The organism is Winogradskyella sp. MH6, from assembly GCF_022810765.1.
In the GTDB taxonomy this organism is placed as follows: Bacteria; Bacteroidota; Bacteroidia; order Flavobacteriales; family Flavobacteriaceae; genus Winogradskyella.
In genome coordinates this window covers 562,589-578,198 of record NZ_CP094494.1, presented here as the reverse complement: position 1 = coordinate 578,198, position 15,610 = coordinate 562,589, and the positions used below count along the sequence as shown (strand labels likewise).

At 34.8% G+C, this 15,610-nt stretch carries 14 protein-coding genes; 6 read left to right on the top strand and 8 right to left on the bottom strand.

All coding sequences use genetic code 11. From position 1 onward, the window contains the following. Positions 1-19: 19 nt before the first annotated feature. Both MST30_RS02820 and MST30_RS02815 read right to left on the bottom strand, forming a co-directional pair. Positions 20-1,204, bottom strand: a complete 1,185-nt coding sequence (locus tag MST30_RS02820) for a pyridoxal phosphate-dependent aminotransferase (RefSeq protein ID WP_243472897.1) — start codon at positions 1,202-1,204, stop codon at positions 20-22. An 18-nt stretch (positions 1,205-1,222) separates the two neighbouring features. Next, positions 1,223-2,323: a fatty acid desaturase family protein gene (locus tag MST30_RS02815; protein ID WP_243472896.1), complete on the bottom strand. Its 1,101-nt coding sequence runs from the start codon at positions 2,321-2,323 to the stop codon at positions 1,223-1,225. A gap of 141 nt (positions 2,324-2,464) precedes the next feature. Here MST30_RS02815 and rsmG point away from each other — a divergent pair, with 141 nt between their 5' ends. Continuing rightward, on the top strand, positions 2,465-3,091 hold the full coding sequence (rsmG, locus tag MST30_RS02810; RefSeq protein WP_243472895.1) for a 16S rRNA (guanine(527)-N(7))-methyltransferase RsmG: 627 nt from the start codon (positions 2,465-2,467) through the stop codon (positions 3,089-3,091). Positions 3,092-3,137: 46 nt separating this feature from the next. On the opposite strand, the gene MST30_RS02805 is transcribed toward rsmG, so the two are convergent. Both MST30_RS02805 and pruA read right to left on the bottom strand, forming a co-directional pair. Then, a complete protein-coding gene (locus MST30_RS02805) occupies positions 3,138-4,826 on the bottom strand; it encodes a T9SS type A sorting domain-containing protein (RefSeq protein WP_243472894.1) in 1,689 nt (562 codons plus the stop codon). 146 nt (positions 4,827-4,972) lie between these two features. After that, positions 4,973-6,598 carry an L-glutamate gamma-semialdehyde dehydrogenase gene (gene pruA / locus MST30_RS02800; RefSeq protein ID WP_243472893.1) on the bottom strand — a complete coding sequence of 542 codons (1,626 nt, stop codon included), beginning with the start codon at positions 6,596-6,598 and terminating at the stop codon, positions 4,973-4,975. A 142-nt stretch (positions 6,599-6,740) separates the two neighbouring features. Here pruA and MST30_RS02795 point away from each other — a divergent pair, with 142 nt between their 5' ends. Beyond that, entirely contained in the window at positions 6,741-7,739 is a 999-nt protein-coding gene (locus tag MST30_RS02795; RefSeq protein ID WP_243472892.1) for a DUF6695 family protein, read from the top strand. A 7-nt stretch (positions 7,740-7,746) separates the two neighbouring features. On the opposite strand, the gene MST30_RS02790 is transcribed toward MST30_RS02795, so the two are convergent. The 3 genes from MST30_RS02790 to MST30_RS02780 all read right to left on the bottom strand — a co-directional run bounded on the left by MST30_RS02790 (position 7,747) and on the right by MST30_RS02780 (position 10,216). After that, positions 7,747-8,322, bottom strand: a complete 576-nt coding sequence (locus tag MST30_RS02790) for a hypothetical protein (RefSeq protein ID WP_243472891.1) — start codon at positions 8,320-8,322, stop codon at positions 7,747-7,749. Between the two features lie 67 nt (positions 8,323-8,389). Then, entirely contained in the window at positions 8,390-8,776 is a 387-nt protein-coding gene (gene apaG, locus MST30_RS02785) for a Co2+/Mg2+ efflux facilitator ApaG/CorD (RefSeq protein ID WP_243473847.1), read from the bottom strand. A 63-nt stretch (positions 8,777-8,839) separates the two neighbouring features. Further along, on the bottom strand, positions 8,840-10,216 hold the full coding sequence (locus MST30_RS02780; RefSeq protein WP_243472890.1) for a pyridoxal phosphate-dependent decarboxylase family protein: 1,377 nt from the start codon (positions 10,214-10,216) through the stop codon (positions 8,840-8,842). 113 nt (positions 10,217-10,329) lie between these two features. On the opposite strand from MST30_RS02780, the gene MST30_RS02775 reads away from it, so the two are divergent. Continuing rightward, a complete protein-coding gene (locus MST30_RS02775) occupies positions 10,330-10,827 on the top strand; it encodes a cysteine dioxygenase (RefSeq protein ID WP_243472889.1) in 498 nt (165 codons plus the stop codon). Here MST30_RS02775 and MST30_RS02770 read toward each other — a convergent pair. Further along, the gene (locus MST30_RS02770; RefSeq protein ID WP_243472888.1) at positions 10,824-12,077 is read right to left on the bottom strand and encodes a type IX secretion system plug protein; all 1,254 of its coding nucleotides are present in this window, start codon (positions 12,075-12,077) and stop codon (positions 10,824-10,826) included. The two genes, MST30_RS02775 and MST30_RS02770, sit on opposite strands and share 4 nt — an antisense overlap. 163 nt (positions 12,078-12,240) lie before the next feature. Between MST30_RS02770 and MST30_RS02765 the strand changes: the two genes are divergently transcribed. The 3 genes from MST30_RS02765 to MST30_RS02755 are packed head-to-tail and all read left to right on the top strand — an operon-like array spanning position 12,241 to position 15,606. Continuing rightward, on the top strand, positions 12,241-13,590 hold the full coding sequence (locus MST30_RS02765; protein ID WP_243472887.1) for a Na(+)-translocating NADH-quinone reductase subunit A: 1,350 nt from the start codon (positions 12,241-12,243) through the stop codon (positions 13,588-13,590). Then, positions 13,590-14,813, top strand: a complete 1,224-nt coding sequence (locus MST30_RS02760; protein WP_243472886.1) for an NADH:ubiquinone reductase (Na(+)-transporting) subunit B — start codon at positions 13,590-13,592, stop codon at positions 14,811-14,813. Before MST30_RS02765 ends, MST30_RS02760 begins: the two co-directional genes overlap by 1 nt. Position 14,814: 1 nt before the next feature. Continuing rightward, on the top strand, positions 14,815-15,606 hold the full coding sequence (locus MST30_RS02755) for a Na(+)-translocating NADH-quinone reductase subunit C (RefSeq protein ID WP_243472885.1): 792 nt from the start codon (positions 14,815-14,817) through the stop codon (positions 15,604-15,606). Positions 15,607-15,610: the final 4 nt, after the last annotated feature.

Genomic DNA, 15,610 nt, shown 5'->3' with positions numbered 1-15,610 from the left:
AAAATTGTTATTGGGTTTTCTAACTTAAGGCTTCCTTAATCCTTTTAACGGCTTCAATAATCTGTTCTTTCGACGCAGCATAAGAAATACGTATACAATCTGGATTTCCAAAAGCTTCGCCAGTTACCGTAGCTACTAGAGCTTCTTCCAGTAAGAATAAAGACATGTCAGTCGCATTATTAATGGTTTTTCCTTTTATAGTTTTTCCAAAATAAGCAGACACATTAGGAAACACATAAAAAGCACCTTCTGGCTCGTTAGTTTTAAAACCTTCTATATCTTCTAATAAGCCTAAGATCAACTTACGACGTTCTTTAAACTCATCAATCATATATTTTATACGAGAAGGGTCAGCTTCTAAGGCAGAAATGACTGCGCGCTGTGCAATACAATTTGCTCCACTAGTCACTTGGCCTTGCATTTTGTTACAAGCTCTGGCAATCCAGTCTGGCGCACCAATATAACCGATTCTCCAACCTGTCATCGCAAAGGCTTTAGAGACACCATTTACAGTAATAGTTCGGTCATACATATCTTCAAACTGTGCCATGCTATGGTGTCCACCAATAAAATTGATGTGCTCATAGATTTCATCAGAAGCCACATATATGTTTGGGTGTTTTTGTAATACATCTGCAATAGCTCTTAATTCTTCTTTACTATATACAGAACCACTTGGGTTGCAAGGAGAGCTATACCAAAGCATTTTTGTTTTTGGTGTAATGGCCGCTTCAAGTTGCTCTGCAGTTATCTTAAAGTCGTTAGAAATATCTGTTTTTACTTCAACCGGAACACCTCCATTAAGTTTTATAATATCAGCGTAGCTAACCCAATAAGGACACGGTAAAATAACTTCGTCACCATCATTAAGCATTACGGAGGCAATGTTGAATAATGATTGCTTAGCACCTGTAGATACCACAATTTGAGATCTTGAATAATCTAGCTCATTATCGCGCTTAAACTTGGTTATGATGGCGTCTTTTAGCTCTACATAACCATCAACAGGTGTGTAGCTGTTATAATTATCATTTATAGCTTTTATGGCGGCTTCCTTTACAAAATCTGGTGTGTTAAAATCGGGTTCACCGAGACTTAAGCCAATAATGTCTTTACCCTCTGCTCTGAGTTCTCTGGCTTTTGCAGCCATAGCTAGGGTTGCTGAAGTTGATAGATTATTAATTCTATCAGAAAGTTGGTTCATGTGTTAGTTATAATAGAATTATGCTTGCATTGCTGGGCGCATTCCCATTTCTTTGAGAAATCTAAAATGCGCTACAATCGCTTTTCTTGTGGTTTCGTATTCTTTATAAGGTAAATTAAATTCTTTGGCAGTGTCTTTTACAATTTTAGCTATTTTTCCGTAGTGAATATGGCTTATATTTGGAAAAATATGATGCTCTACCTGATGATTTAAACCTCCAGTATACCAGTTTACCAACCAATTTTTAGCACCAAAATTAACGGTAGTTTTTAGCTGATGAATTGCCCAAGTGTTCTTCATGGTACCATCTTTTTCTGGCATTGGCATTTCAGCCTCGTCCATAACGTGAGCTAATTGAAAAACAACGCTTAGAATTAGGCCAGCAACATAATGCATAATAAAAAAGCCTATTAATACTTGATACCAAGCTAAATCGGTTAAAACGATAGGAAGTACAATCCACATAGAAACATATAGTAACTTAGAAATAACCAATTTACTCCAGTTAACAATAGGGTTTGGAAATTTTCCATAGGATAATTTACGCTTCATATAACGTTTCATTTGCTGAAAGTCTGTGGTAATTGCCCAGTTTATGGTTAATAAACCATACAAGAAAATAGAATAATAATGTTGAAATTTGTGGTGCTTATGCCATGCTGCGTGTTCTGAAAATCTTAGAATTCTACCTGCTTCCAAATCTTCGTCATGACCATGAATATTGGTGTATGTATGATGAAGTACATTGTGTTGTACTTGCCAGTTGTAAACATTTCCTGCCAAGATGTAGATGCTGCTTCCCATTAAGCGGTTAACCCATTCTTTATTAGAAAAAGCACCATGGTTACCGTCGTGCATTACATTCATACCAACTCCTGCCATACCAATACCCATAACAACAGTTAGTAGTAATTGAGCCCATGTAGGAATGTCTAAAGTAAGAAGCAGAAAATATGGAGTTAAGAAGATTGCAAACATAACAACCGTCTTTATCCAAAGTTGCCAATTACCTGTTCTTTTAATATTGTTTTCTTTAAAATAATTGTTGACGCGTTTGTTTAAGGTTCTAAAGAACTTCGCCGAGTCAACACGAGAGAATGATAAGGTTTGTTGAGCCATAAATCTATGTTTTTATTTATAACGAAAAGGGATTAACTTCATTATAAGTTGCCAAAGATAAATAATAAATAAAATGCAGCCTTATGCTAAAGCGTTAATTTATGCACACTAAAATAGTTATTTTTGCACAAATTAAAATTGATGGATTTAATTCTAAAATACTTTCCGGATTTAACAGCGCGTCAAATTGAACAATTTGCAGCACTAGAAGCATTGTATAAAGACTGGAATTCTAAGATTAACGTTGTGTCTCGTAAGGATATTGATGAATTGTACTTAAGACATGTTTTGCATTCGTTAGGTATAGCTAAAGTAATTCAGTTTTCTGATAACTCTTCAATCTTAGATGTTGGAACAGGTGGCGGATTTCCTGGAGTACCCTTAGCTATTATGTTTCCTAATTGTCAGTTTCATTTGGTGGATAGTATTAATAAAAAATTAAAAGTTATCAATGCAGTTAGCGAAGCTATTGGTTTAACTAATATAAGAACAACTCATAGCAGAGTAGAGGTAATTAACGAAACCTACGATTTTATTGTTAGTAGAGCTGTAACGGCAATGCCAGAATTTACAAAATGGGTGAAGGGTAAAACTGCTAAAAAGCAACGAAATGAATTAAAAAACGGTATTCTATACTTAAAAGGAGGAGATTTAACAGAAGAACTAAAGCAGTACACAACAGTTAAAGCCTATCTATTGTCAGATTATTTTGAAGAAGAATTTTTTGATACTAAAAAAGTGATTCACTTACCCTTAAAGCATAATTGAAAAAAGCGCTTCTAAAAAGAAGCGCTTTTTTGATGTATTACTCAGATTAATTGGCGATAAACTTGGTTGTAAAATTTGCGTTGTTTTCAGAAGTTACATTCAAAATGTAAAACCCTGAAGCTAGATTTACAGGAATTGCAGTTCTATTGCTTAATACTGTTTGAGTTTTGAAAACCATTTTCCCAGAAACATCCACAATTTGTATTGAGGCATTTGATTCTGTATCTGTAAGAAGTACTAATTCATTTTTTACCGGATTGCTTTCCAGTTGAAATGCAATGGCCTCATTATCTGAAATTCCTAATGGAGGAGTTAAGATTTCTATCAATGCAAAATTAACATTAGCCTCAGTCAATTGTACATGTGGCTCATTATCATCTGGTAAAAAAGTATTGTCAAAAGGTGTCATGTTTGTTGTGCCACGACCCGCTAAGTTGATGTCGTGATGCCAATCGATCTCATCATCGGTAATTTCTAATGCTAAAGCACTAACAGAAGGAATAAAACTAAACTTATCTATTTGTAAGGCGTTTACAAAATCGGCAGCTGTACCGCCTCCTGAAGCGATATCGCCAGTTAAAGCCGCTAAATCAAAAAGTCCGCCAGGTGCTGAGTCTACACCATCGGAATATGAAAATGATTGACTGCTTGCTTCAGAGCCTTCTACTTCAAAACCAAAAATAGAAATGCCAATATCACTTACTATAGATGTTAGGTTTGCAGCTGGTGTAAAGTTTATTTCTACATCAACAGTTGCTGTAAAGCTACCTGCAGGAACGCTAAAACTGTCATTAATTACGGTATAACCATTTGTAACTGTAGGACCACTGCTAGCCATTGCAAAATATGAATTGCCAATACCACTTCCGTTAATTATAGCCACATTTCTAGTGTTTTCAGGGAAACCAGAAACATTAAAACTATTGATATTATTTTCAAATTGAGTTCTAAAAGGATGAGCTTGAGGTAGTGTTAAGGTTGGATCAAAATTCACAGGACTTCCAGATTGAAGATGCGCTTCAAAATGATCAACCAGTAATTGTCTTGCAGCAGGAGATTTTAAAAAGGAATCGATAAGCGGTTGTACTTCAGCAATGGGTTGTGTGCCATTATAAGCAAGGAAATTCAATTGGTGTTGCAAGCCAATAGGGACATTTGCACCATGATGCGGTGAATCAAACGACATATATAATCTGGTGTCGGCATCCAACATGTTAGCTTCCATGTAGTTTAATGCATAGCGAGAAATTAATCCTCCCATGCTTGGGCCAATAATGACATTTTGTTCTGGATTGTTACCAGCTTTTGCAGTATTAATAATGTCTAATAGCTCTACAAGTAACATGGCATTGCGCTCTATAAAATCGGTGCCGCCATCCACTGTTGCACCATCAGCTGCTCTTACATAAACAGGGAAGTTTAAAATAATAACATCAAAACCTTCTGCTCTTACTAAATCTGCTAAGTTTTGTGAGCCAGAGCTGCCAGTAAAATCTAATAAACTGTATAGTCCAGCGATATCTCTGGAATCTCCAGGGTCAAAGCCATCAACCACAATGATCGGTTTGTCCAACACATTGTCAGAACTTAAAAACATCTGGTACTCTCCTTCGCCAGGATAATTGGCCGTTTCACCATAAGCTGATAAATCGGGAGTAATACTCGAGGAGAAAGACGTTTGGGCTAAAAATAAAGAGGGAACAATCAAAAAGATGAAAATGTAAAGTTTCTTCATATTGAGGGTGTTTTTGGTTTTAGACTCAAAAGATACAAAGTTTCAAAAGGGCATAATTAAATTCTGTGTTATTTTCTATTAAGCGCAAAAAAAATCCTTAAAAGCACATTGCTTTTAAGGATTTGTAATTCAGTTTGTTATATAGGTTATCCTAAGAAAGGGTATCTGTAATCTGTCGGAGTTACAAATGTTTCTTTAATTAATCGTGGAGATACCCAACGTAATAGGTTTTGAGCACTACCAGCTTTATCATTTGTTCCAGAAGCTCTGGCACCACCAAATGGTTGTTGACCAACAACAGCACCAGTTGGCTTATCGTTGATGTAGAAGTTACCAGCCGAATTTTGTAATGCTTTAGTAGCTTCGTCAATGGCATAACGCTCAGTTGCTAAAATTGCACCAGTTAAAGCGTACTCACTTGTTTCATCTACAAGTTTTAAAGTTTCTGAATACGCATCATCTTCGTAAACATAAATCGTAATCACTGGACCAAATAACTCTGTACACATCGTTGTGTATTTAGGGTTTGTAGTTAAAATAACTGTTGGTTCTATAAAATACCCTTTAGATTTATCGTAATTACCACCAGCAATAATTTCAGCATCACTATCAGCTTTAGCTTGGTCAATATATTTAGCTAATTTATCAAATGAACCTTCGTGGATTACTGCAGTGATAAAGTTACTCATATCTTCAGGAGAGCCCATTTTGAATGAAGCAAGATCTTCTAAAACATAGTTTTTAACATCTGCCCAAATCCCTTTTGGTATGTATGCTCTCGATGCTGCACTACATTTTTGACCTTGCAATTCAAAAGCACCACGAGAAATAGCTGTTGCTACTTGTTTCGCATTTGCAGACTTATGTGCTACGATAAAATCTTTTCCGCCTGTTTCACCAACAATTCTTGGGTAGGTTTTGTAATTGTGAATATTTTCGCCGATTTGTTTCCACAATTCTTTAAAAATAAATGTAGAACCTGTGAAGTGTAAACCAGAAAAATCTGGACTAGCTAAAACAGTATTGGTAATCATTACAGGATCTCCAAATACAACGTTAATTACGCCATCTGGTACTCCAGCTTCTTTAAAGACGTCCATAATAACTTTAGCAGAATATACTTGGCTATCACTTGGTTTCCAAACGACCACATTACCCATTAATGCCATACAAGCAGGTAAGTTACCAGCAATAGCAGTAAAGTTAAATGGTGTTACAGCATAAGTGAAACCTTCAAGTGGACGATACTCAACACGGTTCCAAGCATCGCTTGTACTTTCTGGTTGCTCCATATAAATGTCAGTCATAAACTGAACATTAAAACGTAAAAAGTCTATCAGCTCACATGCAGCATCAATCTCTGCTTGGTGGATTGTTTTAGACTGTGCAATCATAGTTGCAGCATTAATCTTTGCTCTGTAAGGGCCAGCAATTAATTCTGCAGCTTTAAGAAAAATACCAGCGCGTTGTTCCCAAGGTAATTGAGACCACGTCTTGCGAGCTTCTAAAGCTGTTGCAATGGCTTCTTCAACGTGAGTTTGTTCAGCTAAGTGATATTCGCCAACGATATGTTGATGGTCGTGTGGAGGAGACATAGTTCTGGTGTTTCCAGTTTTTACATCTTTTCCGTTGATATATAAAGGGACTTCTACTTTGCTGTTAAACATAGCTTTGTAAGTTTCGGCCACAGCTTTGCGTTCTGGTGAACCTGGTGCGTAAGACTTTACAGGCTCGTTAACTGCTACAGGTACATTAAAGAATCCTTTTGACATAATATGATTGTTTTTATTTGAATTTTTGAAAGTGCAAAGGTACAATTTTTATAGGAGAAAGTTGTTTTCAAACGTTATAGTTCTGTGAAACTTAAAAGCATAATTTTTTGTAAGTTGCTGTCAAAATTATCTACAAAGAAGCATGTTGAAAAATGATGCCTTTATTTTAACGCTCGCTTATCCTGAAACTATTGTATCTCATGCAGACGAATGGTATTCTAAGTATTTGAAATATCTTTCAATCGGAAATAAAAATCATGTGAGGGCTGGTCATGCAGCTATGGTTTTAATTCATAAAGAAACAGGTGTTTTAGAGTATCATGATTTTGGACGCTACATCACCTCAGAACCTAATGGGCGGGTAAGAGGACGAGAGACTGACTTTGAATTGCATTTTCCTGTAAAAGCAAAAATTGAAGGGAATGTGATAAAAAACTTAGAGGAAATTCTTGAATTTTTAGCTGTGAATCCAAAATTGACGCATGGTGATGGTCATTTGTATGCGTCGGTTTGTAGTGCTGTGAATTATGAGTCAGCCCGAAACCATATTGATGCCATGCAGACTAAAGGCTTTATTAGGTATGCTGCTTTTATAAAGGACGCTTGTAATTGTGCTAGGTTTGTGACCGACGCTTTAATTGCAGGTGTTTTGGATCCTAAGGTTAGGAAAGAACTTATCAGATCTAAGTGGTTCACGCCAAGTACTATTGGCAACGTTGTTATTGCAGATACAGAAGATTTGGTCTATCTAGTAAATGAAAAAGGTCATATAGGTGAATTTAAATCCACTGTTAGCAGAGAAAATAGAAGATTGTTTTTAGATAGGCTTAAAGGCTATAATCCAAGTTTGGTTGGAACGCTAAAACCCAAACACAATGAAGTTAAAGAAGAACATGCACAATGGTTACCTGGTATTGCTGCTGGAGCTTGGTTTGAATTACATGATTTAGGACACGATTCTGAATTTCGTTTTAGAAGAATCTCACCTTATGGAAATATGGATTGTGATGGTATTTACAAAGTGAATGATGAAAGTTTCGATATTTCAAAAGGCTATCAGTTTGTGCATTACTCCAATTGTTTGTTTTTTAATATAAAACAAGAGGGTAGGGAATATAAATTCGAACTATTAAAAAAGTAGATTAGTGTTAGTTTTGTTTTTTGTCAGTTATCATATTTTTCCATTCAGTAAAAATCACCTCTGAACATCTATCAAAACACTTGTAACCTTTTCTTTTTCTTTTTTTCTCACTCATATAGTAATAAGACATCAAACAACTCATATCAAAATCACCAAATGTTTCCAAATTAAATAGAAACAACTCGTCCTCTGTGCTAAAAGAGTATTCTTGTATGTCGTCGATAAATTCAACAACATCATTAGAATCAAATCCGCCAATTCTATAGAATTTTTCTTTTTTTAGATTATAAGCTAGGTAATAATTGCAATTTCCAAACCAAGAATGAGTAGTATTGTCCTTTGAGTAAACTATTTGATCAAAGTAGATTTTCATTAAAACTATATTTTCAGATGTGTTTTTTGTAAACTCTATTTTCTGAGATTGTATGGTTTTAATCAGCTTAGTGCTATCAGTAATGCCTTGTCTATACATTGTCATTAGTTTAGCTTTGAAGGCTATATTGGCACTGTCAACTTTTACTTGCTGAGCCATTCCAGTAATACAATAACCAATAAGGAAAATATATACAAAATAATATTTCATTACTATCTACGCTTTAAAAGATAATATGATAAAAATACAATAATTTGAATGGCTGAAGTTGTGATTTCTAATTAAGCGCAAAAGGAGCACTCAATTTAAAAGAAGGGATATAGACTTTAAACTTATTGGCTTTAGTAAAGTTTACCATATTATAATGACCTTGCATTGCACCAAAAGGAGAGGTTAGCAAGCAGCCAGAATTGTAAGTGTGTTTTTCGCCTGGTTTAAGTACAGGTTTTTTTCCAATAACACCTTCGCCTTCTATAATCTCTTCGTTATTAAGAGCATCTAGTACTTTCCAATGGCGAGAATGCAACTGAACAGAGTCTTTACTTTGGTTTTCAATAGTTACCTTATAACCAAAAGCAAAATGCACTTTATAGTTCTTATAAAAAGTGCCTTCAAAATTGGTTTCGACAGAAATTTTAATGCCGCTTGTAACTTGTTGTACCATAGATTTTTTAGTCTTGTACTTGCTAAAATAAGATAAAATTTTAATCAAATAGTATATTTTAGGTTAAGTCGTAGGTATTTTTAACATTTTTTCATCAACGTAGGTTTCTAATGTTTCAAAAAATGCTATGATATCAGTTTTTTCCAAAACACTATTTATAGTCACCATGCGCACAAATTGTTCGTTTTTATAAAAACCAAAACCTACCATGAGTTTAGCATCTTCGTATAGTGCAGTACACAATTTTTTAGGGTCTATGTCTTTATAGTTAAAGCAAACTGAAATAGAATCATCAAAACTGTACAGCTCGTAATTTTTGTTGTCTTTGATATAATTTCTGGCGACTTGAGCCATTTCAAACTGCTTGTCAACAATTTTTTCTAGTCCTTTGGTACCAACAGATTTCCAAAGTGTCCAAATTTTAAGAGCATCATTCCGTCGACCACATTGCATGGAGGTTTTGCCTAAGTTAAAGTCATCTCCATCGGTTTGGTAGAGGTAGTCTGCCTCATTTGAAAACGAATGATGCATTTGTTCAGGATGTTTTGTGACGATAATAGAGCAACTTAAAGGTGTGCCAAGCATTTTATGTGCATTTACACTAAACGAATCGGAATGTTCAAGCCCCTTTACTAAATGCTTGTATTTCTGGCTAAAAATAACACTGCCGCAATATGCGCCATCAACATGAAGCCAAAGATTATAGGTTTTGCATATAGGACTTAGTATTGTTATGTCATCAAAAGCGCCCAACACCGTTGTGCCTGCAGTGGCATTTACAAAGAATGGTATGTGGCTGTTTTTAAGATCTTCTTTAATCAATGTTTCTAAATGACTGGCAAGCATTTCTCCTTTTTCATTAGTGTCAACCAATCTTACCTGCTCTCTTCCAATGCCAGTTAAGGCTGCATTCTTTGCTATGGAATAATGCGATTCAGCAGATGTGTAAACAATCATTTTAGAAGTAAGACCTTTAGCTCTTATGGATTCATTTTTGGCATCTCTAGCCATAATAAGTGCCATCATATTACTCATAGAGCCACCTGGTGCAAAAGTTCCGTCGCTGTTTTCTGGATATCCTGCTAGTTTAGAGATGTTTTTTAGAACTTGTTTTTCTATGCCAACTTGGGGTCCTGCTACCTTGTAAGTGTACATGCTGTTGTTGAGCATTACAGCAAGCAAATCTCCAAGTGTTGCTTTTCCTATTCTTCCTCCAAATAGTTGATTAAAAAACGATTTTGAAGCTGTTTTTGGTGTGCTTTTTATGATGCCTTTTAGGTTTTTAATAAAAGCCTCATCAGTCATACCTTCATCATCTAATGATAAGTCTAATTTATTGTATAGTTTAGAGGTAGGTATGTGCTCTGCCACAGGATGTTTTGTTTCTTCAGATAGTAGCTGTTCAACTAGTTCAGTAAATATATTTAGATCTTTTTGCATTAGTTTGAATTCAAATTTTGCATAGCATAAATTTATTCCTATTTTTCGGTATTAAAGAAATATTTCCCTAGATATTGAAAACTCAGGAGCATATTCATTCACTTATCAATCTATTGTCGAAATCATCTAAAGAAGATTACACAGAAATTTTACTAAATTTTAATTTTGATGCTATCGACTTTCCTGAAATTGAATTTTGGGAACCTCAATGCTATACGAGAAATTGTTTTTATAAGGATGAAAATTTTGAACTTATTTTAATTTGTTGGGATAAGGGACTGCAAACAGCGATACATAATCATGATGGTGAAGATTGTTGGGTCTATTTACTAGAAGGGGAACTTGAGGAAGATTTTTATCAACTTGATGAAAATGAGCAATTAAAATATTGTTCTACCAATAATCTAAAGCCAAAGCAAGTAACAAAATCTGAGGAGTTAAAAGATTTTCATAGATTAAGAAATGGCGAAAAGGCTAGGGCAATGAGTATTCATGTGTATGCCAAGCCAATAAATCAGAGCCTCACTTATGATGAGCGTTTAGGAAAGCTAGTTGATAAAAAATTAAAATACGATACGTTTAAAAGTGTTGTTTCTACTCAGGTGCTTTAATTGGAGATATTTACAGAGGTTGCTTCTCCATAACCTATAAGCTTATCGTATCTTGCGCCAAGATCTCTGTAGTATACCAGTACTTTGTAGTTGTTTTCGGTTTGCCAATAATCTCCACTTATGGCTCCTTCATCAAGTTCACCGGTTTTACTATCTACAACAACATATTTGTAGTTATAAAAGCCTTGTTTTAGTCTAAATCTTGTTTCGTATACTCCTTTTTCAGAATTGTATTCCATTCTAGTTAGCGGTTCAATAGCAAAAGCATTAAAGTTACCGTAAACATGAATATCTTTTCCTGTTAATTCCTCTTGAGCTAAAGAAAAATGTACCATTGTATAGTCTGCTTCAATATCAATATCTGAACGGTCTAAAGCTGTGACCTGAAAGTTGCCATTTAAATCTGGATTATAAGTATAGGGCTTGCCAGACCTTACAACATTAGTGTATAAATAACTTTGGTAAATGTCTTCTAAGTCAATAAACTGAACACCAACATTAGAGGTTCTTACATCCTTGGTTTCAAACCATAAATATTCATTACCTCCCCAAAAAGCAGACTCAGTATCGTAACGATAAATAAGTTCGTTGCCCAATGTGTATTGTGGTTTTAAGTCTGATATTGAAGTATTAAGATTGTTATTTTGAATGATAACGGTTTTAATAGTTTCAAGTGGATTATTAAAATTGATGCTGTTAGTTGATATGGCTATGTCTACAGATTGTTTTTCTTCGATAACTCTAACATCTCTGGAGCGTTTAACGCTAACACCAACACTTATCATGTCTTCATAAATCATAAATTTTCTGCTGAACATAAGCTCATCATATTCATCATAGATAGAGATCATATAATTGCCACTTTTTAAAAGACCTCTGGTCTGAATATTTGGAACTTGCAATGTGTAATGCGAATACACTTGATACGTGTTAAAAGAGTTTTTGTAAGACATTATGCGTTGATTGTCTAAGCCTCTTAGGTATTCAGCTTTTGCAAGAACGGAAGGTGTCCAGTCAAAATTAAAATGCTCTATGACATAATAAAAATCTTCTTCGTTGGCATTAAGTGCATCAAATTCTAATACTAAAGGTTCACCTAATTTTAAAACTGGCAATTGGCCTTGTGTGGTGTTACTTTTAAAGGTTATGGTTTTTATAAAGTCTGGTGGGCTTACCTCTTCTGCTTGAGCAAATAAAGCTACTGGTATTAATAAGAAATATAGAAAGTGGTAAATATTCTTTGTTATCATATGTTAAAAGTAGAATGGGTATAAAGATAATCAAATTCTATGCCTTAAAGCAGTGCTCTTATTTATAATCATTATAAATAAAAATGTTGATGTTAAATTGAAAATATATTCCCCTTTAATTCTTAAATTTGCACGGATTTTTAGATAACTAATCTTTAACTATATGTCAAAAGACATCAGAATAAAAAAAGGTTTAGATATAAAATTAGTTGGCGAAGCCGAGAAAACTACCGAAAATGCTATTGTTAGCAATTTTTATTATATCAGGCCAGAAGATTTCCACAGTATTATCCCAAAACTTGTTGCAAAAGAAGGTACACGTGTAAAAGCAGGTGAAACTTTGTTTTACAATAAAGATATTGAGGCTATGAAATTTGTTTCGCCAGTATCTGGTGAAGTTACAGAAGTACAACGTGGACCAAGACGTCGTATCGACGCTATAAAAATTACTGCAGACAAGGAGCAAACTTACCTAGACCACGGCAAGCTTTATGCATCAGCTGATGCTGATAAAATTAAAGCACGTTTATTAGAGTCTGGTTGTTGGGCTTTTATTAAGCAACGTCCTTATGATGTTGTTGCAAACCCAGAGCATTCGCCAAAGGCAATTTTTATATCAGGATATGCAAGTGCGCCTTTAGCAGCAGATTTAGACTATACTTTGGCAGGAAAAGAAGCAGAGCTTCAAGCTGCAGTAACAGCTTTATCAAAACTTACTGATGGGCAAGTTCATGTTTCTGTAGGAAACAACAACTCTCCTCTTGCAGGTTTAAATGATGTTACAGTTCATAAAGTTTCTGGGCCACATCCATCAGGTAATGTAGGTACTTTGATTAACAAGGTAGATCCTGTTAATAAAGGAGAAGTAGTTTGGACCGTAAACGCACAAGATTTAGTAATCATAGGTGAGTTATTATTAACAGGTAAGTTTAATGCTGAGCGTATAGTAGCTCTAGCAGGATCATCTGTTAAGAAGCCTAGGTATTTTAGAACAAAAATTGGTTCTGAAGTTGCAACTATGGTGTATGACAATGGTGTAGACAAAGATGGTAATGACAGAATTATCTCTGGTAATGTGTTGACAGGAAAAAAAGTAGCACCAGATGGAGCTTTAGATTACTATAGTAATGTAATCACAGTAATTCCTGAAGGTGATGATTATGAATTCTTCGGTTGGAATAAACCTGTATTTAACAAAATCTCTACGTCTAGAGCTTTAACCTTTTCTTGGTTAAACCCTAAGAAAAAGTACGACCTAAACACTAATACAAACGGGGAGCATCGTGCATTTGTAGTAACAGGTAGTTACGAAGAAGTTTTTCCTTTAGATATCTACCCAATGCAGATATTAAAAGCTTGTATGTACAGTGATTTAGATGAAATGGAAGCTTTAGGAATGTACGAGGTTGCACCAGAAGATTTTGCTTTAACAGAATTTATTTGTGTGTCTAAACAACCACACCAAAAGATAATAAGAGAAGGATTAGACTTAATGCTTAAAGAGATAGGATAATGGGTTTAAAACAAAATTTACACAATTTTAAAGAGAAAAATAAAGACAAAAAGTGGATTCCAGGATTTAATGCCCTTTTTACGTTTTTATACATGCCAAATGAGACCACTCATGGCGGAACTCATATTAAAGCAGCTGACGACTTAAAGCGTACAATGAACACGGTAATCATGGCTTTAATTCCATGTTTAATATTTGGTATGTTCAATGCTGGATACCAGCACTACTTAGCGCAAGGAGTTATTGAATCTGCTCATGGATTTTTTGGATCTTCTTTCTGGACATGGGATAACTTTGTTGTAGGTCTTTGGAAAGTCTTACCATTAGTTATTGTTTCTTATGGTGTTGGTCTTGCGGTAGAGTTCGTCTTTGCTATCATTAAAGGCCACGAAGTAGAAGAAGGCTACTTAGTAACAGGTATGTTAGTGCCATTAATTGTACCAGTTGATATTCCGTTATGGATGTTAGCAGTTGCAGTTATTTTTGGAGTTGTAATTGGTAAGGAAGTATTTGGTGGTACTGGGATGAATATCCTTAACCCAGCATTAACAATAAGAGCATTTTTATTCTTTGCTTATCCGACTTGGATGTCTGGTGACAAAGTATGGGTACATGGTGCTGTAGAGCGTGATCAAATGATCGCAGCAGGACAGAACCTAGATGCCATCTCTGGTGAAACTATTTTAGGTACGTTAGCACAAAATAAAGATGTAGGCTACAGTGTAATGGATATGTTCTATGGAATTATTCCAGGTTCTGTAGGTGAGACTTCAACATTGTTAATTTTATTAGGTGGGTTATTCCTAATATTTACTAAGATTGGAAGCTGGAGAATCATGTTGTCTTCAGTAATAGGGGCTTTAGTAATGGGATTAATCTTTAACGGAGTTGTAAGCTCTGGTTGGATAACTGAGTCTAGTAAATTTTACGGATTAATGAGTACAGAGTTCTGGCATCATCTTCTAATTGGTGGATTTGCATTTGGTACTGTATTTATGGCAACAGATCCTGTTACAGCATCTCAAACTACAAAAGGTAAATGGATATATGGTTTCTTAGTAGGTTTTATTTCTATTATGATTCGTGTATTCAACCCAGCTTACCCAGAAGGAGTAATGTTAGCAATATTATTAATGAACGTTTTTGCACCAACCATTGACCATTATGTGGTACAAGGTAATGTGAAGAAAAGAATGAAACGTGTTAAAGTAAAAACAGCTTAAGATGAGTAATAGAACAGATAGTAATATTTACACAATAATATTTGCCGTTATAATGGTATTTATTGTAGGAGCTTTATTAGCCTTTACAGCGTCATCTTTAGCTTCTAAAATTTCTGAAAATCAGCGTATAGAAAAACAACAAAACATTCTATATGCTATGGGAATAAATAATAATGATGAGAGTAGTGCGGTTTTTGTTTCTACTGAACAAGCACCAGAAGATTTTTCTAAGTATATCAAAGAACAAATTGTTATTACTGTTGATGCTAACGGAAAAATTTTAAAGACTCAAACAGGTGATGAATATGTGGCTGAATATAAAAAAGAGCCTTATCTAATAGATATAAAAAAGCAAAAGTCTAACGCAGCAGCTGGTGAACCTAGACAACTACCCTTGTTTATAGGAGAAAAGGATGGTAAGACTTTTTATGTAGCACCAATTTATGGTAAAGGTTTATGGGATGCTATTTGGGGATTCGTATCTATGGATGAAAATATGGTGGTTCAAGGAGCTTATTTTGATCATAAAGGGGAAACACCAGGTTTGGGTGCAAATATTAAAGAGCGTTTCTTTATGGATGATTTTAAAGGAGAACATCTATTAAATGACGCAGGAGTCTTTAAAGGAATTGATGTTGCCAAAGGTAACGCAGACCCTAAAAACTTAGATAAAACAGATAATGAGGTTGATGCCATTGCTGGTGCTACCATTACAGGAAATGGTGTTACAGCGATGATAAAAAGTGACTTAAAACTTTACAAGCCTTATTTCGATAAATTAAAAAATAAATAATCAT